Raw genomic sequence first — 17,427 nt, forward strand, 5'->3', positions numbered from 1 at the left:
CGAACCCGTCCGGCGTCGTCGTGCGTGGGCGCGGCGCGTCAGCAGCTGCCGCCGTCGCTCCACACGTCCTGGCTGTTCGCGCCGGGCACGTCACCCTGCGTCCACCACCTCGCGGTCCAGCGGTGGCCACCGTAGGAGACCGCTCGACGCTAGGGAGGGGCCAGGACCCCCGACAATCGGGGAGAGCACGTAGATCGGCGGCCGCGCGTACGCAGTCGCGCGTACCCCGGTGGTGACGCCGCGGTCGCCGACGGTGACGCCGCGTTCGCCGACGGTGACGCCGCGTTCGCCGACGGTGGCGCGGGACGGGTTCGCCGGCGTGCGACCATTCTCCGGTGGGTCTGCGCGCGTATCGAGAGGTCCTGCGCGAGCCGCAGCTGAGGCGACTGATCGCCGTCGCGATGGTCGCCCGCATCCCCAACTCCGCGGCCGCCCTCGTCCTCACGTTGCACGTCGTCCAGACCCTGCACCGCTCGTACGCCGAGGCGGGGATCGTGGCGACGGCCGCCACGGTCGGCATGGCGCTCGGCTCGCCCTGGCGTGGCCGGCTCGTCGACCGGGTGGGCCTGCGTCGCGCGGTCTGGCCGTCGGTCGTCGCGGAGCTCGTGATCTGGCCGCTGGCCGGCGTCGTCCCGTACGCGGCGCTGATCCCGCTCGCGGTGGTCGGCGGGCTGCTCGCGCTCCCGATCTTCACGGTCGTGCGGAAGTCCATCAGCGTGCTCGCGCCCGAGGGGCAGCAGCGGTCGGCGTACGCGCTCGACTCCATCGCGACCGAGCTCGTCTTCATGGTCGGCCCGGCGGTCGGGGTCGCCGTCGCGACCCACGTCGGGACAGGCGTGGTCCTGGCCGCGATCGGCGTCGCCGTCTCCGGTGCCGGGATCGTCCTGCTCGTGTTCGACCCGCCCACGCGCGCCGACCAGGTCGTCCGGGCGACGTCGCACTCGGCGGATCCGGTGTCGCAGTCGGCGGAGACCGCGCCGCGTCCGCGGCGGCTGTCGTGGCTCACGCCGACGGTCGCGGCGGTCCTGGCGGCGTCGTCGGGCGCGACGATCGTCCTGGTCGGCACGGACCTCGCGATCCTGGCGCACCTGCGCGCGAACGACCAGGTCGGGTCGCTCGGGCTCGTGTACTTCGCGTGGTGCCTGGGCTCGGTCGTGGGCGGGCTGGCCTACGGGTCGCGGCACCGCGCGACGAGCTCGATGCTCCTGCTCCTCGCGCTGGGTGCGCTGACCGTGCCGATGGGCCTCGCGCACTCGGTGGTGGGCCTCACGCTGCTCGCCTTCGTCGCCGGCCTCCCGTGCGCGCCCGTGATGACGGCGACGGCCGAGGAGATCGCGCGCATGGTGCCGGAGGAGCGGCGCGGCGAGGCGATGGGCTGGCAGGGCACCGCGTTCACGGTGGGCAGCGCGATCGGCTCGCCGCTGCTGGGGCTCGTCATCGACGCGGCGGCGCCGTGGGTGGCGTTCGTCGCCGCGGGCGGTGCGGGCGTGCTGATCGCCGTCGCCGGCCTCGCGGTCAAGCGCGCGCGGCGGGGTGCGGACCCGCAGGGCGAGCTCCGTCTCTGACGCCGCGCGCGGCTCGACGTCACGCGCCCGGCCGCACCGACCGGTCCGCCGGAGACGACGCGCCCGCGGGTCGAGCGCGTCGTCTCCAGCCGGCCGGCTACCTCAGGTTCGCGACCCCGACCGTCACCGAGGCGCTCGTGGCCCGGCGGTACCGCTCGCCCGAGACGGACGCCCGCGCCGTGGCCGCCTTGAGGACGCGGAACGTCATGGCGGAGGGGGGCGAGGTCACGGCCCGTCCCGAGCCGGTGGCGGGCAGCGCTGCCGTCACGCGGGCGTAGGTGCCCACGGGCAGCAGCGCGGGCAGGGCGAGGGTGGCCCGCCCGTCGGCGGCGGTGGTCGCGGTGCCGAGGACACGACCCGCGGAACGGAAGGTGACGGTGCCGTGGGCGCCCGTGACCACGGTGCTCACGGTGGCCGGGCTCGGGGAGCCGTAGACCTGGGACGCGGACGAGAACACCGGTGCGGACAGGGACGCCGGGTCGCCGGGGCTGACCGCCAGCGTGGCGATGGACGCGCGGGCGGTGCCGGTCGCGGTGTAGCGGACGTACCGCACGGGACCGCTCGGGTCGACCGCGACGCTCGAGGTGGCCGCCGCGCCCGCGTCCACGGCGCCCTCGGGGTGCCACGACCGCCCGTCCCGGGAGACGTCGATCGTGTACGGCGTCGTGGAGCCCGAGCCCGACGTCACCGCCACCTCCTTCACGTGCTTCGCAGCGCCCAGGTCGACCGTCAGGGACGCGCCGGTCCCGGTGGCCCTCCACGAGGTCGTGGCCGACCCGTCGACGGCACCGACGGCCGGGTAGCTCAGGTCCGTGGACGTCGCGGAGACGCGACCCAGCTGGGCGAGGTCGCCCGAGACGGCCAGGTCGGGCCGGTTCGTGGCGACCGTGAGGGGGGCGTGCGCCGACACCCGGTACGACCTGCCGGCGACCGTGACGGGCATGGTCGAGCCCCCGGTCAGGGTGACCGTCGTGGTCTTCGGGCCGATCGCCACGTCGTAGGTCCGCCCCTGCCACTTCAGGCCCCGGAGCGTGACCCCGTCCAGGTCCATGGTGAGCGACGGGTCCAGCACCACCGAGCGCGCGTCCCACCGCAGCCCGGAGTACCCGTACAGGAACTCCTGCAGGAACCCGCCCGCACCCGTGGTGAAGGTGAACGCGCCGCCCGTCCGGGTCTCGGAGAACTGGTAGAAGGGCGCGCGCATGAACGCGTCCACGCTCCGCTGGGTGTAGTAGGCCGCCGAGCGGCCCGGGACCTGGAGGTCCAGGGTGTCGATCATGTGGATCGCGTCCGTCATCGACGGCCCGCCCAGGTCGGCGCGCGGCGCGTAGTAGTCCAGGTTCGCCAGCGCCGTCTTCGGGGTCACGACCTTCGAGGCCCACGGGTACTGCAGCATCACCGTGTCGGCCTGCTTGATGGTCTGGCCGGCGTAGGAGTCGTCCTGCTTGATCACCCCCGTGCCGGGGTCCGTCGTGATCGACCTCTCGAGGCCGTCGGCGATCGATGCCCACGCGGGGTCCGCGGTGCCGCCCACGAGCCCGGCGGCGGTCGCGGCGATCCGCAGCACCTCCGCGGCGCTCGCGTTCGTGTAGGCGTTGTCGTCGACGCCTTCGCGGTACTCGTCCGGGCCGATGACGTCGTTGATCGAGTAGGACCCGTCGCCGTTGTCCTCGGCGCGCGAGGCCCAGTACCGGGCCACGCCCTCGATGACGGGCCAGCCCTTCGTGGTCAGCCAGCCGCGGTCTCGGGTCGCCAGGTAGTACTGCCACTGGGCGAGCGCGACGTCCGAGGAGACGTGCAGCTCGTAGGTGCCGGTCTGGCAGCACGACGGCGTCGCCTCGGCCCCGGTCAGCGCGCTCTCCCAGGGGAACCTCGCGCCGGTGTCGCCGAACCTCGCGGCGTTGTCCTCCGCCGCGCCGAGGCGCTCATAGCGGTACTCGTTGGCGCTCGCGGCGATCTCGGGGTGCTGGGCCAGCAGCGACGGGTACATCCACGTCTCGGTGTCCCAGAACGTGTGGCCGTTGTAGCCGTTGGACGACAGGCCTCCGGGGGCGAGGCTCCACGAGCTGCCCTCGCGGATGCTCGCGAGCAGGTAGAACTCGCTGGCGCGGACCTGCTCCTGCAGGGTGGGGTCGCCCTTGATCACGATGTCCGACGTCCAGACCTCGGCCCAGGCCCGCGCGTTGGCGGCCGCGGCCGCGCCGTAGCCGTCGTCCGCCGCGTCCTGGGCTGCCGTGCGCGCGGCGTGGAGCGGGTCGGCGACGCCGTCCTCCTCGACGACCGCGCCGACGTACTTCGTGACCGTGTAGGTCTTGCCCGTCTTCACGGGGAACGACGCGCTCTGCCCGGCGGAGCTCGCCGTGCCCTGCCCGACCTCCTCGATCGTGGCGCCGCGGGGGGCCTCGAGCCGAGCGGCGAGCCCGGCCGTGACCCCGGTGCCCGAGGCCTCGACCTCCTCGTACGTCTCGGCGTCCGGGCCGGAGGTGCCGCGCGAGACCTCCGAGACCAGCGAGCCGACGCCCGTCGCGTCGAACTGCCCGACGACCCGGGCCGTCCCGGTCCAGCGAGGCGTGAGCGTGAGCCGCACCAGGCCCACGGAGGGGTCGGCTCGGTCCGCGATCACGTCGTACCGCACGTGGGCGCGCTTGCCGTCGGGAGCGTTCCAGTCGTACTCGGTCGTGACCGTGCCGGTGCGCAGGTCGAGCGACTGCTGGTAGCCGCCGACGGTGCCGCCGCCGTCGAGGAACGTCGTGCCCGTCGCGACGACCGCGACCGAGTCGAGGTTCACCTTGCAGGAGTCACCGTCGGCGCACGCGACGGCGACGTCGTCGGACCCGGCGGACAGCGTCACGGGGACCGTCACCGTGCCCCAGGCGTCCCAGCCTCCGGTGACCGGGAGGGAGACCTGCCGGGCGGAGCCGTTCACGGTGAGGGTCAGCGTCTCCGTCCCGGACCTCCCGTTCGCGTAGCGCAGCTGGAGGTCGGACGTGCCGGCGGGGACGTTCTCGACCGTGAAGGCAGCGGTCGACCCGGGGTGCGGCAGGCTGTTCCGGGCGAAGCCCTCGACGAAGCCGGTCCCGGTGTACCCGGTGTGGTCGGTGGCCACGTCCGTGCCCCCGCTCAGGGCCGAGTCCTCGGCCTCGCAGGACCTGCCGTAGACGCACGGCGCCGCACCCGTCGGGGTGCCGGGGTCGGTGAGGACGATGCCGTCCAGGTTCAGCCGGCAGCTCGAGTTCAGTTCGGAGCACGACACGGCGACCGTGTCGGAGCCCGCGTGCACCGGGACGTCGACGTCGACGGTGGCCCAGGTGGCCCAGCCGCCCGAGCTCGGCAGCGCCACCTTCCGGGGCGCCGTGTCGTCGCCGCCCTGGACGGTCACCGAGGCGTCGTCGACGTCGCTGCCGTACCGCAGCGTCAGTCGCGCGGTGCCGTCGGCCGGCACGTCCTCGACCGTGAACGTCGCGGTCGCGCCGATCTGGGGACGGGTCGCGGAGTCCGCGAAGCCTTCGATCCAGCCGCCCGGGACGAGGGTGGTCCCACCGGTGAGGACGGCGCTCGCCCCCTCGCACGACGAGCCGTACACGCACGCTGCCGGCGCGGCCGGGAGCCTGCCGGTGGTCGCCCCTCCCGCGGACAGTGCGAGCGTGGTCCAGGCCGGGACCTGGGCCGAGACCTCGACGTCGCCGTTGTCCGCGAAGAACCCCGCGAGCCGTGACTGCGACTCGACGGGGCTCGTGGCGTACCCCTGACCCGCGGCGGGGATGCGTGCCCCCAGCGACCCGTTGGCGGTGAACGTCGGGGAGTAGTCGACCGTCGGGTCCGTGGTGCTGAGGGTCCACCCGTGGTCCGTCGGTCCGGCGCTCGTCGCGTCGGCCGGCGCGACGGCCGACGCCCCGAAGGAGGCCGCGAGGGCGACGGTCGCCGCGAGGGCGACCGGTCCCTTCCATCTGTCCTTGTGCATCTCGCTCCCGATCTCGGACCACTGCGTCCTCGCGGTGGTCGGTGCGTGGGTCGCGGTCGCCGCCGGGACGTCGCGACGACCGCCGTCGGCCCCGCTCGCGGTCGCGGCACGCCCCCTCGCGGGCCGGACCGGGTCGTCGGGACACGTCGACACCGCCCAGGATGACAACGTGCGACAGAAGGAGCAAGTCCGACGGCGCTCCCGGTGGGTCAGGTCGGGTCGGCGAGGCGGGGGAGGGCTCGGAGCAGCGCGGCGCGGTCGCCGGCGTCGAGGGCGGCGAGGACGCCCTCCTCCATGGCCCGGATGTCGGTGCGGGTCGCTGCGAGCGTGCGGACGCCGTCGGCGGTGAGGGACACGACGCGAGCCCGGCGGTCGGCCGGGTCGGGGCGGCGCGTGACGAGCCCGCGCGACTCGAGGCCGTCGAGCAGGGCGATGAGGCGGGTCTTGTCGTAGCGGATGCGCCGGGCGAGGACGAGCTGCGTGGGGGCGTCGTCGCGGCCGAGCGAGCTGAGCGTCACGTACTCCCACATCGTCAGGTCGTGCGCGGCCAGGATCGGTCCCTCGGCATCGACGAGCCGGCGGGTGACGTGCGCGAACAGGGCGCCGAGATCGGGACGGTCCACGGGGCCAGGCTAGCGGCTCTTGACGAATGGTGTGCAGAGGTAGACGATCTACATATGCGTATCGATAGTTCAGTCCTGGATCGTCACCGTCGCGCCGTGGAGGGCTCGGTCGCGGTCGTCGAGCGCGTCGCGCCGTCCGACCTCGCACGCCCGACGCCCTGCGCGGGGTGGACCCTCGCCGACCTCCTCGCGCACATGGTCGTGCAGCACGACGGCTTCGCGGCCGCCGCGCGGGGTGAGGTCACCGAGCTCGCCGACTGGGAGCCGCGCCCGGTCGGCGACGACGTCGTCGCGGTCTACCGCACGGCCGCGGCCGGCGTCGTCGACGCGTTCGCCGCCTGCGACACGGACGCCGAGCTGTGGCTGCCCGAGGTCCGCGGCGGCGTCGGCATCCCGGCGCAAACCGCCCTCGGCTTCCACCTCGTCGACTACGTCGTGCACGCGTGGGACGTGGCCGCGAGCCTCGGCGCCGCGGACGCCTTCGCACCCGACGACGACGTGCTCGCCCAGGCGCTCGACGTCTCCCGGCAGGTCCCCGACGGCGAGGCGCGCACCGTTCCCGGCGCGGCGTTCGCCCCGGCGCTCGCGGGGGACGGCGGCGGCGCGCTCGCCGAGACGCTCCGGCTGCTCGGGCGCGACCCCGCGTGGGCGCCGGACCGGGGCTGAGGCCGCCCGACCTCGCCCCGGCCCGACGCCGTCCGGCGCGGGTCACGCCCTCGGCGCTCCCGCGGTGAGCCCGTCGAAGAACCCGACGACGTCCGCAGCGAGCTGCGCCGGCGCGACGTGCGCCTGGTAGTGCCCGCCGTCCTCGTAGACGTGCCACTGCCGCAGGTCGGCGTGGTCGCGCTCGGCGAACCGCCTGATCGAGGCGAAGTCGCCCCGGGCCGCCGCCAGTGCCGTCGGTGCCGTCGTCGGGCCCGACGGCTCCGCGGGGGCCGCCGGGTGCGCCATCTCGTAGTAGAAGCGCAGCGACGAGCCGGTGGTCCGCGTGAACCAGTAGACCGCGGCGTTGGCGACGACGAACGCCGGTTCGAGGCCGACCATGAGCTGCGAGTTCCAGCCGAGGAGCCCGGCGGGGGAGTCGGCGAGCGCGTGCGCGAGGGTCTGCGGTGCCTGCGACTGCAGCACGTTGAACGCGCCCATCGTGTCCCAGAACCACTGCAGGTGCTCGAGCGCCGCCTGCTCGTCCCCGCTCAGGTCGGCGAGCTCGGCCGGGTCGCCCGACGGGAACGAGAACAGCTGCGTGACGTGCACCCCGACCACGTGCTCGGGGTCGACCCGGCCGACCTCGGGCGAGATCATCGAGCCCCCGTCGTTCCCGACGGCGCCGTACCGTTCGTACCCGAGCCGTCGCATGAGCTCGGCCCAGGCCCGCGCCGTGCGGCCCACGTCCCAGCCGCGCTCCGTCGTCGGGCCCGAGAACCCGAACCCCGGGATCGACGGCAGCACGACGTCGTAGCCCGCGGCGGTGAGCGGCTCGACGACGTCGAGGTACTCCAGGACGGAGCCCGGCCAGCCGTGCGTGAGCAGCAGCCCGACGGCGCCCGGCCGGCCCGACCGCGCGTGCAGGAAGTGCACGCGCTGGCCGTCGATCTCGGTCTCGAGCTGCGGGTGGGCGGCGAGGCGGTCCTCGACGTCGCGGCACCAGTCGAACTCCTCGAGCCAGTACCGGACGAGCTCGCGGACGCCCGCGACGGGCGTGCCGTAGACGTCGTCGGCGCCGTCGATCGCGTCGGTGAAGCGGGTGCGCGCGAGGCGCTCGCGGACGTCGTCGAGGTCGGCCTGCGGCACGTGGACGGGCGCGGGGCGGATCGCGGTGGGGTCGGTCGTCATGTTCTTCTCCAGTCGAGGTCGTGGGCAGGGACGGCGCTCAGGCGGACGGCGTCCAGAGGGGGTCGCGGCCGAGGTAGCGCAGCAGCTCGTCGACGACGGGCTGCGCGGGCTCGCCCGGGCCGGCGGGGACGACCGCGGCGTACGCGCCCCACTGGCGCAGCGGCTCGACGAGCTGCCGGGCGAGGTCGAGGAGCGGTGCGGCGAGGTCGTCGTCGAGCGGCGAGGGCTGGCCGGTCGCGACGGCGAGGTCCCAGGCGTGGACGCCGGCGTCGAGCGCGGCCGCGGCTGCGGCGTCGGACCCGGGGAGCTGGCCGGGCGGGACCGGGACGGGCGTGGTCGCCGCGGCGTCGACGGTCGCGAAGGCGCGGGACGAGGCCGCGACCGCGGGGCCGACGAGCGCGTCCACGTCCGCGAGCTCGCCCGACGGGTCGAACGGGTCGGAGGTCGGGCCGTCGCTGCCGGTGATCGCCTGGGCGTAGGCGCGCTGGTCGCCGGCCGCGTGCTGGAGCACCTGCGCGACCGTCCAGTCGGAGCAGGGCGTGGGGGCGGTGAGCTGGTCGGCGCTGACGCCGGCGGCCACCGCGGCGAGCGCGGCGTGCGCGCGGTCGAGGACGGGGAAGGACGTCGGGTTCATCGGGTGCTCCTCGGTCGGTCGATCAAACCGGAACGGAATGGATCGTTCCGTTGCTCATCATCGTAGCGGAACGTTCCGTTCCATACAAGGGGTAGGATCGTTCCGACCCGACGCAGGAGGAGAGTGGGATGCCGACCCAGCCGCAGGACACCGGACCGCAGGTCGCCGCGCCCCTGAGCGGGCGCCGCGCCCAGGCCGCGCGCAACGACCGGACGATCCTCGACGCCGCCCGTCGCGTGTTCGTCGACGACCCCGAGGCGCCCGTGTCCGCCGTCGCCCAGGAGGCCGGCGTCGGGATCTCCGCGCTCTACCGGCGGTACCCGAGCAAGGAGGACCTGCTCGCCCGGCTCTGCCTCGACGGCCTCGAGCGGTTCGTCGCCGTCGCGACCGACGCCGACGCCGTCACCGACCCGTGGGAGTCGTTCGCGGCCCTCGTCCGCGGGGTCGTCGACGCCGACGTCCACTCGCTCACGGTCCGGCTCGCCGGCAGGTTCCGGCCCACCGCCGAGCACGGGCGGCTCGCGACCGAGGCCGGCGTGCTCGCCGGACGGATCCTCGCGCGGGCGCAAGGTGCCGGCGTCGTGCGCGACGACGTCACGGACGAGGACCTGCCCATGGTGTACGAGCAGCTCACCGCCGTGCGGCTCGGCGACGCCGGCCGGACCTCCGCGCTGCGGCGCCGGTACGTCGACCTGCAGCTCGAAGGGTTCCGCGCGCGGCCGGACGCCGCCCCGCTGCCCGGCACCGCCCCGACCCAGGGCGAGCTCGGCGCGCGGTGGGCCTACCGGGGCTGACGCCGAGCGCCGGCCAGGGCCCGGGCGCGGCGTGGGATCATCGAGCCGTGTCTGAGCCGACTGCTCCCGCAGCCCCGCACGTACCCGCCGTGCCCGACGTCGTCACCGTCACCGACCCGTCCGACCCGCGCCTCGCCGACTACACCGACCTCACCGACGTCGCGCTGCGCCGCGTCCGCGAGCCCGCCGAAGGGCTCTACATGGCCGAGTCGTCGACCGTGATCCGGCGCGCGGTCGCCGCGGGACACCGTCCCCGGTCGCTCCTCATGGCCGACAAGTGGCTCGACTCGATGGCCGACGTGATCGCGGACGTCCGAGCCGTCGACCCGTCCGTCCCCGTGTTCGTCGCGGACGAGCCTCTGCTCGAGCGCATCACCGGCTTCCACCTGCACCGCGGGGCGCTCGCGGCCATGCACCGCCCCGAGCTGCCCGACGTCGCAGCACTCCTCCGCGGGGCGCGCGGCGGGGCGGGGGCGCGGCGCGTCGTCGTGCTCGAGGACGTCGTCGACCACACCAACGTGAAGGGTCGCAAAACCACCGGTGTGCCGACGGGCGACGCGGTGCCGCGGAAGCGTTCGCGCATCGCGATCCTGGAGAACCTCGTCGATCATACGAACGTCGGTGCGTGCTTCAGGTCGGCCGCGGCGATGGGCGTCGACGCGGTGCTGGTCTCGCCGCGATGTGCTGACCCGCTGTATCGACGTGCGATCCGGGTGTCGATGGGGACGGTCTTCCAGGTGCCGTGGACGCGCATCGACCCATGGCCGGACGGGCTCGACGTCCTCAAGGACGCCGGGTACGTGGTGGCGGGGATGACCTTGGGGGAGGGCGCGATCACTCTGGACGAGCTGGTCGCCGAGGATCATGACCGTCTCGCCCTCGTGTTCGGGACCGAGGGGCACGGGTTGCTGGACCGGACCGATCGGGTGCTTGATCGGCGGGTGACGATCCCGATGATGCACGGGGTGGACTCGCTGAACGTCGCTGCGTCGAGCGCGGTCGCGTTCTACGCGACGCGGTGACCAGCCTCCAATTCATGACATGGGTGGTCGGCGTGGGTCGGAAGGTCGCTCTTGGTTGTGTCGTGCTGGCTCGTGACTCGCTTTCTCCATCACTCCACACCCGTGCGAGTCGTGCTCCGGCCGCTGTCGTTCCGCTCAGACTTTCGATGTCCTGCGAGTTCGACCGAGGCTGTCGGAGGTCCCGGATAGTGTCGTCCTGAGCTTCAAACGTGGCCGAGAAGCGGCCCGGCTCAAGCAGACCGGAGGGTCGGGCGTGGCAGAGAAGAAGGTCATCTTCGTCGCATTCGCGATCGAGGACGAGCGGCAGAGGGACTTCCTCAAGGGCCAGTCGCTGAGCCCGCGCGCACCGTACGAGTTCGTCGATATGTCGGTGAAGGAACCCTACGCGTCCGAGTGGAAGGAGAAGGTCCGCACCCGCATCCGGCGTTCCCACGGCGTGATCGTGCTCGTGAGCAAGAACTCACTGACCTCATCCGGGCAGGGGTGGGAGATCGAGTGCGCCAAGGAGGAGGGCAAGAAGGTCCGTGGGATCTGGGCCTACAGCAACGACCGCACGCAGCTTGTCGGTGTGACGACCGTCGCTTGGTCGGACACGAACATCTCCGCCTTCATCGACTCGCTCTGAGGCGATCGGCATGCGCAAGGCACTCATCGTCGGCATCGACCACTACGACCAGGTCGCCCCGCTCTCCGGCGCGGTGAACGACGCTCACAGTGTTAAGGCGGTGCTGGAGCACCACGCCGACGGCACCCTCAACTTCGCCCAGCCCCGGCTGCTGACCGGCACGGGTCCGACTTCGCGGGTGACGCGAGCCGATCTGCGTGCAGCTGTCAAGGAACTGTTCGAGGACGATGCGGACATCGCGCTGTTCTACTTCGCGGGCCACGGGTCGATCGACAGCACCGGCGGGTTCCTCTGCGCGAGTGACTGCACGGCGGGCGGCGACGGCATGCTCGCTCTGTCCGAGGTAATGAAGCTCGCCAGTGACTCCCGGGCGCGGAACAAGGTGATCATCCTCGACAGCTGCCACGGGGGAGTGGCCGGCGGCAGCGAGATCGCCCAGGACTACGCCGCGCTGAAGGAAGGTGTGACCATCCTCACCGCGTCGACGGCGGACCAGTACGCCATGGAGACCGGACAGGGCACCGGCGTGTTCACGAGCCTCATGGTCGACGCGCTCAACGGCGCAGCTGCCAACCTCGTCGGTGCCGTGACGCCAGGAAGCGTCTACGCGCACGTAGACCAGTCCCTCGGCCCGTGGGACCAGCGGCCCGTGTTCAAGACGAACATCAAGAAGTTTGTCTCGCTGCGGACGGCGGACGCCGCCGTCGAACTCGGCGACCTTAAGAAGCTCACGCAGTTGTTCGAGGACCCAACGCTCCAGCTCCCGCTCGATCCCACCTACGAGCCGGACCGCCCCGATGGGGACGCGGGCTGGATCCCAGATCCAGACCCTGCACGCAACGCAGAGTTCGCCGTCCTCCAGGCGCTTGCCAAGGTGAACCTCGTGCGTCCGGTCGGGGCGACCCACATGTACTACGCCGCCATGGAGTCGAAGGCGTGCGAGCTGACCGTCCTCGGCCAGCACTACTGGCGGCTCGTGGATCGCGGGCTGATCTAGTGCCGTCGTACCGCCGCATCCGTGAGGTCCTTGAGAGTGAGGGGACAGTCGAGCAGCTCGCTGCGATCGAGCACCAGAGGTGGGCGCATTGGCAGCGCTATCTCCATAGCCAGTGCGAGCGACGGGACGACGGTTCCCTGGTGATCCCTGCGGACCTCGCGACGCGGTGGGCGGCCCAGGTGGAGACTCCGTACGCCGAGCTTTCTGAGCAGGAGAAGGACAGCGACCGCGAGCAGGTGCGTCAGTATCTGCCCCTGATCGGCAAACTGCTCTCGTGAACGATGAAGCGCCGTGGCGTTCGGTCGAGTCCCTGAGAGTGGTGTAGCGGTCGGTAGCTGTTGAAGGACACGCTCCAGGGGTGAGTCACGACGTTCGGAGGCTCGATCGCTCTCCGAGCGAGTGTAAAAAGGATCGCGACCGCATTGGGCGAGTCTTGGCAGGCTCAAGTGGTGGCACGGGATCGAGATGCAATGCGGTGGGTGCGCAATCACCGATCAACTAGTCATCGCGTCGCGACAATTCCCAGACTCATCGAGAGTCTCAGGCGGTACCTTGTTAGTCCCATCGACCCTCGAGGGTGTCGGCCACAAACCGTGCGCCCGCCGTCGGGCCAAAATGGTCTTTGGGATCCCAATACAACGGTGCATAGAATCCAGCACCCTGTGTGGGCACGGGTTGGCCTTCGTGCACGCGGACTCCGAAACGTTCGACTACGAACCGGGCTGCGCTGATCCTTTCGCGCTCCCAGGCGCGCGCCCACTCCCTTCGCATTGTGCGAAGCTCGGAGCGTGGGAGCGTGTAGAAGAGCCCAACAAGCTTGGTTGCCGTCATAAGTTCCTCTGTGCTGGGACGTCCCTTGCCGGGCACCGCTTCTCAGCCCTTCGGTGGGAAGGGATCATTTCCAGGCGGCACGGTGTCTTTGGTCCGGATCTCCCCGTCGCGATTGTGGATCGACAATTCGCCACCACCCGAGTTTCGCAAGATCTCGCGCGCGCGTTCGATCGCCTGAGCCTGGGTGTCCGTGTGGGCCGATGCGCGCGAGGATCCAGGCTTGGTTACATCCCATCCGCCGTTCGGATTATGGACAACATGTCGTTGGTTTGTCGTCGCGATCGCCTCCGCCTTGTTTCGATAGCCGCTCGTCACGATCGTGGCCCTTGGCGAGGCGGATGGGGAAGGATGAATCCCGCGGGGGTGACGCGCGCGACCCTACAGCGGCTTGAGCCCACCATCTAGAGTCGTGCTCGATCGTCGTTCGACGGGACTCGACCGTTGGCGCGCGCGTCGCCAACGGCTTGACGGCTCCCGCTACTCCGAAGTCGAACGGTCGCCGTCCGGCGAATGGGAGGCCAGGGCGATGATGTTGTGTACGGTCCCCACTGAGACGCCGACCGCGTCCGCGATCGATCGAAGCGAGTCGCCCCTGGCTCGTCGCGCCACGATGTCGGCGCGCATGGCGTCGTCGACCTTTCGCGGCCGGCCAGGGCCTGCGCCGCGTTCGCGTGCGGCGGCGAGTCCGGCCTTGATCTTGTCGGAGCGGGTCCGGCGGTGGTCCGCCGCGATCTGGCGGCACTCGGTGAGGAAGTGCGAGTCTTCGATGTGGTCACCCTCGGCCATGCCTGCGAGCACCTTCACCGCGACGCCTCGGTCGACGAGGTCGGCAAGGACTTCGAGTCCCTCGAGCGAGGTCCTGGCGAGGTGGCGGATCTTCATGACGACGAGCAGGTCGCCGGGTCTGACGGTGCGTAGAGCCGTGACGAGCTGCGGACGGTTCTCGACGACGCGTCGCTGGCTGGCGTTCTCCTTGAAGACGTGGGTGCAGATGGGGTCCAATGCGTCGTGCTGGGCCGTCGTCTCGGCTGCGTCGTTGGTTGCTCGGACCAGACCGATGAGGGCCATCGTGCTCCTTCGGGACCGATGCGCTATCCGCTGCCAGGTGGCCGTGTTCTGACGGCAGCAATAAGGATGTCAGATCGTAGACGCATAGTTTATTGAACACGCGGAGCGCGCAGCATGCGAGACGTCCCGTAACCGAGGGGGCCTGACCTGGTCGAACGCCTCTCTCGCGTGCCACCTTCGTCGGTTCTCGGTCGCTCGCGGGGGTGCCGACCGAGCGTCGAACGTCCACACCACCTATCAACATCGGCGCCGCGATGCGCGCCTGTGCCGCGATGGGCGTCGACGCCGTGCTCCTCACGCCCCGCTCGGCCGACCCGCTCTACCGGCGGGCCGTGCGCGTCTCGATGGGGACCGTGTTCCAGGTGCCGTGGACCCGCATCCACGACTGGCCGCACCCCGCGGCCGGGGTGGACCGCACGGGCGGCATCGACCTGCTCCACGAGCTCGGCTTCGAGGTCGCGGCGCTCGCGCTCGAGGACGACTCCGTCGGCCTCGACGAGCTCGCCGCCCAGCCGCCCGAGCGGCTCGCGCTCGTGTTCGGGACCGAGGGCGACGGGCTCAAGCCCAGGACGATCGCGACCTGCGACGTGACCGTCAAGATCCCCATGGCCGGCGGCGTGGACTCGCTCAACGTGGCCTCCGCCGTCGCGGTCGCGACCTGGGCGGTGCGGGTGCCGGAGGCCTGACGGCCCGCGTATCCGGATCGTGACGGGTCGTGGCCGAGTCGTGACCGCTCCGGGCCCCCGCTGGCCCGGGCGCGCTGTCACGCTGCTGCCATGCCGTCGGAGCAGCTCTGGTCGTCCATCCCGCCGATGCGCCCCGTCGACCCGGGACCCGCGCCTTCGGTACGGCGACGCGCGGGCACGATCGTGCTCGTCGTGGGCATCGTGCTCGCAGTGGCGGGGGTCGGGATCGGGCTCGCGCCATTGGCCACGTTTGACCAGATCTGCCGGTTCGCGCCGTGCGCGCCTGTCCTCCCGGTGGTCGGTTTCCGTGCTGCGGACGACGGAGGCGTGGTCGTCGAGACCGGCCCCCGCACGGCGGCCCAGATGACCGGAGTGACGATCTACGGAAGAGTCGCGGCCGGCCGCTCCGACGACGACCCGCCGCCCGTGCTGTGGCGGGTGACGTGGGACGGGGCGGTCGTCCCCGGGTGGGACGGTTCGGTCGAGCTCGGCCAGGTGCCTCGAGGCTTCGTCGAGACGGTTCCCCTCGCGCGCGGTTGGCGCGATCAGGTGGCGGGTGTCGGCGTCGACAACGGCTGCTACGAGGGCTCGAGCCTCCTCCCGGCCGGGCGCCTCAGGACCGACCGCGTGGTCGTCTTCGACGGGACCGAGGAGGCGCTGCCCAGCCGGCTCCGCGCCGAGGACGAGGGGTTCACGCCGTGCGACGCGGACGCCCGTCTGCTCGCGCGACGGCCGGACCTCCACGGGTTCGCCGTCGGCGCGGGGGGTGTCGGCCTCGTGGTGCTGGGAGCCGTGCTGCGCCGTCGGCGGTGGTGACGAGCCTCTCTCAGCCCAGGCCGAGAGCGCCGAGCGCCGTCTCGGCGACCTGCGCCGGCGGCCCGTCGACGGGCACGACCACGCCGTCCTCGTCGTCGCCGAGCACCTCGAGCGTCGCGAGCTGCGACGGCAGGAGCGACGGGGGCATGAAGTGCCCCGCGCGCTGCCGCATGCGCGTGCCGACGAGCGACGCGTCGCCGACGAGGTGCACGAAGCGGGTCCGACCGGGCGCCTCGCGGAGCACGTCGCGGTAGGCGACGCGCAGGGCAGAGCAGGTCACGACGGTGCTGCGCCCGGCGGCGTCCTGCTCGGCGGTCCAGTCGCGGACGGCGCGGAGCCAGGGGAGGCGGGCCTCGTCGTCGAGCGGGATGCCGGCCTGCATGCGCGCGACGTTGGCGGGCGGGTGGAAGTCGTCGCCCTCGGCGAACGCCCACCCGAGCCGGTCCGCCAGGAGCCTCCCGATCGTCGTCTTGCCGGTTCCCGACACCCCCATGACCACGAGGTGCACGGGCGGGACGGGCCCGGGGGCGGGCTCGGGAGCGGGGGCGGTCGTCACGGCCACGACGGTACCCGGTCGGGACACGGCGACGGTTCGACGTTCGCTTCGGCGCTCGTCGAGGTACGGTGGCAGGGGAGTCGAGAAGTGGCCCCGTTCCAGCCCGCACCTTGGAGCTGAACATGACCACCACCACCTCCTCCACCACGTTCACGACCCCGGCCGGTACCTCCGCGGAGACCGGCGAGCAGGCTGGGCCGCTCACGGCGGCCGAGGTGACGGCCGCTCTCGGGGCGGGCACGGCGCTGGTTGTCGGGCGGTACCGGGTCGACCTGGGCTCGGGCGCATGCCGTTGGTCGCCCGAGATCGACGTCATCCACGGCCGCTCGTCGCGCGAGCCGTTCGGCGGTCTCGCCGAGCTCCGCTCGCGCACCCACCCCGACGACGCCGTGGTCGCACCGCCCACGCTCGCGGCGTTCCGCCAGGGCCGTCCGTTCGCCGCGGCCCACCGGGTCGTCGACGCGCGCGGCAAGGCGCGGACCGTGCTCGTGGTCGGTGACCCGCGCCGCGACCGCAGCGGCGCCGTCGGCGAGGTGGGCGGGTTCGCGGTCGACGTCTCGACCGTCGTGCACGAGGCCGTCGAGCGCGAGGCCGACCGTGCCGTGACCCGGGCCATGGCGTCCGGTGCGGTGGTCGAGCAGGCTGTCGGGGCCCTCATGGTGCTGGCCGGGCTGGACGCGGGCGAGGCCGCGCGGACCCTTGCCCGGGCGGCCGGCGAGGCCGAGGTCCCGGTGCCCGACGCCGCACGCCAGGTCCTCGCCACGCTCTCGTCCCGCGAGCCGGCCGACGGGGCCGACGCGGTGCGGGACGCCCTTGCCTCCGTCCAGGCGCACCCGCGCCGTGACAACGGCGCCCGGCTGGCGCGCCGGATCACACGGCGGTCACGGTGACGGCGCTCGACGCCGCGGGCCCGGCAGCCGCCGGGCCCGCGGCCCCGGTCGCGTCCGTGCCACGCCAGACCCCCGTCGTGCTGCCCGGGGCCGACGGCGCCCGCACGCTCGACCGGCTGGCCCGGGTCGCGAGGCTCGTGACCCGCAGCCAGGAGCCGTTGTACGTACGGGTGAGCCACGGCCCCTCGGCGGACCGCTGCACCGTGAGCCGCGACCACGAGAGCGGGTGCGTCCTGCCGGGCCTCAGCGTCAACCCGCTCACCCCGGAGCCGTGGTGGGACCGTCCCGTCGAGCACTGGGTCGCCCGCCAGCTCACCCAGTACGCCCACCTGGCCGACGACGAGAGCTACGCGTGGCTGCTCACCGGCGAGGTCTCGGGCCGCGGACCGGACTGCGAGCCGCTGCTCGTCGGCGTCCGCCCCGTGGCCGTGCTCGCCGACACCGTCCTCGACGAGGCTCGCGCGCTCTACGCCCAGGCGTTCGATCAGGACGACCGGGGCGAGGACTGACGCGGGCCGACCCCGCA

17 protein-coding genes and 2 pseudogenes are annotated in these 17,427 nt (G+C 72.7%); 11 read left to right on the forward strand and 8 right to left on the reverse strand.

All coding sequences use genetic code 11. The annotated features are described in order from the left end of the window. Positions 1-38: 38 nt before the first annotated feature. A pseudogene (locus ACFT5B_RS01765) lies at positions 39-128 on the reverse strand (hypothetical protein); the annotation flags it as partial. Positions 129-335: 207 nt separating this feature from the next. On the opposite strand from ACFT5B_RS01765, the gene ACFT5B_RS01770 reads away from it, so the two are divergent. Further along, on the forward strand, positions 336-1,565 hold the full coding sequence (locus ACFT5B_RS01770) for an MFS transporter (RefSeq protein ID WP_386796256.1): 1,230 nt from the start codon (positions 336-338) through the stop codon (positions 1,563-1,565). Between the two features lie 97 nt (positions 1,566-1,662). On the opposite strand, the gene ACFT5B_RS01775 is transcribed toward ACFT5B_RS01770, so the two are convergent. Together ACFT5B_RS01775 and ACFT5B_RS01780 are read right to left on the reverse strand one after the other, a co-directional pair. Then, a complete protein-coding gene (locus tag ACFT5B_RS01775) occupies positions 1,663-5,526 on the reverse strand; it encodes a discoidin domain-containing protein (protein WP_386796257.1) in 3,864 nt (1,287 codons plus the stop codon). 209 nt (positions 5,527-5,735) lie between these two features. Further along, positions 5,736-6,149, reverse strand: a complete 414-nt coding sequence (locus ACFT5B_RS01780; protein ID WP_386796258.1) for a MarR family winged helix-turn-helix transcriptional regulator — start codon at positions 6,147-6,149, stop codon at positions 5,736-5,738. 96 nt (positions 6,150-6,245) lie between these two features. On the opposite strand from ACFT5B_RS01780, the gene ACFT5B_RS01785 reads away from it, so the two are divergent. Further along, positions 6,246-6,815, forward strand: coding sequence for a TIGR03086 family metal-binding protein (locus tag ACFT5B_RS01785; protein ID WP_386796259.1), 570 nt, complete (start codon positions 6,246-6,248; stop codon positions 6,813-6,815). A gap of 42 nt (positions 6,816-6,857) precedes the next feature. On the opposite strand, the gene ACFT5B_RS01790 is transcribed toward ACFT5B_RS01785, so the two are convergent. Both ACFT5B_RS01790 and ACFT5B_RS01795 read right to left on the reverse strand, forming a co-directional pair. Continuing rightward, entirely contained in the window at positions 6,858-7,982 is a 1,125-nt protein-coding gene (locus tag ACFT5B_RS01790; RefSeq protein WP_386796260.1) for an epoxide hydrolase family protein, read from the reverse strand. 37 nt (positions 7,983-8,019) lie between these two features. Further along, positions 8,020-8,616, reverse strand: coding sequence for a TIGR03086 family metal-binding protein (locus ACFT5B_RS01795; protein WP_386796261.1), 597 nt, complete (start codon positions 8,614-8,616; stop codon positions 8,020-8,022). 128 nt (positions 8,617-8,744) lie between these two features. Between ACFT5B_RS01795 and ACFT5B_RS01800 the strand changes: the two genes are divergently transcribed. From ACFT5B_RS01800 to ACFT5B_RS01820, 5 genes are all read left to right on the forward strand, one after another. Continuing rightward, positions 8,745-9,410: a TetR/AcrR family transcriptional regulator gene (locus tag ACFT5B_RS01800; RefSeq protein WP_386796262.1), complete on the forward strand. Its 666-nt coding sequence runs from the start codon at positions 8,745-8,747 to the stop codon at positions 9,408-9,410. A gap of 47 nt (positions 9,411-9,457) precedes the next feature. After that, complete coding sequence (locus tag ACFT5B_RS01805) at positions 9,458-10,432, forward strand: TrmH family RNA methyltransferase (protein WP_386796263.1); 975 nt, start codon at positions 9,458-9,460, stop codon at positions 10,430-10,432. 253 nt (positions 10,433-10,685) lie between these two features. After that, on the forward strand, positions 10,686-11,057 hold the full coding sequence (locus ACFT5B_RS01810; RefSeq protein ID WP_386796264.1) for a TIR domain-containing protein: 372 nt from the start codon (positions 10,686-10,688) through the stop codon (positions 11,055-11,057). A gap of 10 nt (positions 11,058-11,067) precedes the next feature. Beyond that, complete coding sequence (locus ACFT5B_RS01815) at positions 11,068-12,054, forward strand: caspase domain-containing protein (RefSeq protein WP_386796265.1); 987 nt, start codon at positions 11,068-11,070, stop codon at positions 12,052-12,054. A gap of 140 nt (positions 12,055-12,194) precedes the next feature. Continuing rightward, positions 12,195-12,332: a hypothetical protein gene (locus tag ACFT5B_RS01820; RefSeq protein ID WP_386796266.1), complete on the forward strand. Its 138-nt coding sequence runs from the start codon at positions 12,195-12,197 to the stop codon at positions 12,330-12,332. Positions 12,333-12,927: 595 nt separating this feature from the next. On the opposite strand, the gene ACFT5B_RS01825 is transcribed toward ACFT5B_RS01820, so the two are convergent. Together ACFT5B_RS01825 and ACFT5B_RS01830 are read right to left on the reverse strand one after the other, a co-directional pair. After that, positions 12,928-13,200: a DUF2188 domain-containing protein gene (locus ACFT5B_RS01825; RefSeq protein WP_386796267.1), complete on the reverse strand. Its 273-nt coding sequence runs from the start codon at positions 13,198-13,200 to the stop codon at positions 12,928-12,930. Positions 13,201-13,362: 162 nt separating this feature from the next. After that, positions 13,363-13,953: a recombinase family protein gene (locus tag ACFT5B_RS01830; RefSeq protein ID WP_386796268.1), complete on the reverse strand. Its 591-nt coding sequence runs from the start codon at positions 13,951-13,953 to the stop codon at positions 13,363-13,365. Between the two features lie 239 nt (positions 13,954-14,192). Between ACFT5B_RS01830 and ACFT5B_RS01835 the strand changes: the two are divergent. Both ACFT5B_RS01835 and ACFT5B_RS01840 read left to right on the forward strand, forming a co-directional pair. Beyond that, positions 14,193-14,639 (forward strand): annotated as a pseudogene (locus tag ACFT5B_RS01835) (TrmH family RNA methyltransferase); the annotation flags it as partial. Positions 14,640-14,729: 90 nt separating this feature from the next. Continuing rightward, entirely contained in the window at positions 14,730-15,455 is a 726-nt protein-coding gene (locus tag ACFT5B_RS01840) for a hypothetical protein (protein ID WP_386796269.1), read from the forward strand. Between the two features lie 10 nt (positions 15,456-15,465). On the opposite strand, the gene ACFT5B_RS01845 is transcribed toward ACFT5B_RS01840, so the two are convergent. Further along, on the reverse strand, positions 15,466-15,948 hold the full coding sequence (locus ACFT5B_RS01845; protein WP_386796425.1) for a gluconokinase: 483 nt from the start codon (positions 15,946-15,948) through the stop codon (positions 15,466-15,468). Between the two features lie 185 nt (positions 15,949-16,133). Here ACFT5B_RS01845 and ACFT5B_RS01850 point away from each other — a divergent pair, with 185 nt between their 5' ends. Both ACFT5B_RS01850 and ACFT5B_RS01855 read left to right on the forward strand, forming a co-directional pair. Further along, the gene (locus tag ACFT5B_RS01850) at positions 16,134-16,901 is read left to right on the forward strand and encodes a PAS and ANTAR domain-containing protein (RefSeq protein WP_386796270.1); all 768 of its coding nucleotides are present in this window, start codon (positions 16,134-16,136) and stop codon (positions 16,899-16,901) included. Continuing rightward, on the forward strand, positions 16,898-17,410 hold the full coding sequence (locus tag ACFT5B_RS01855; RefSeq protein ID WP_386796271.1) for a DUF6098 family protein: 513 nt from the start codon (positions 16,898-16,900) through the stop codon (positions 17,408-17,410). The genes ACFT5B_RS01850 and ACFT5B_RS01855 overlap by 4 nt, the downstream gene beginning before the upstream one ends. Positions 17,411-17,427: the final 17 nt, after the last annotated feature.

Source organism: Luteimicrobium sp. NPDC057192 (assembly GCF_042670205.1).
Classification (GTDB): Bacteria; Actinomycetota; Actinomycetes; order Actinomycetales; family Cellulomonadaceae; genus Luteimicrobium.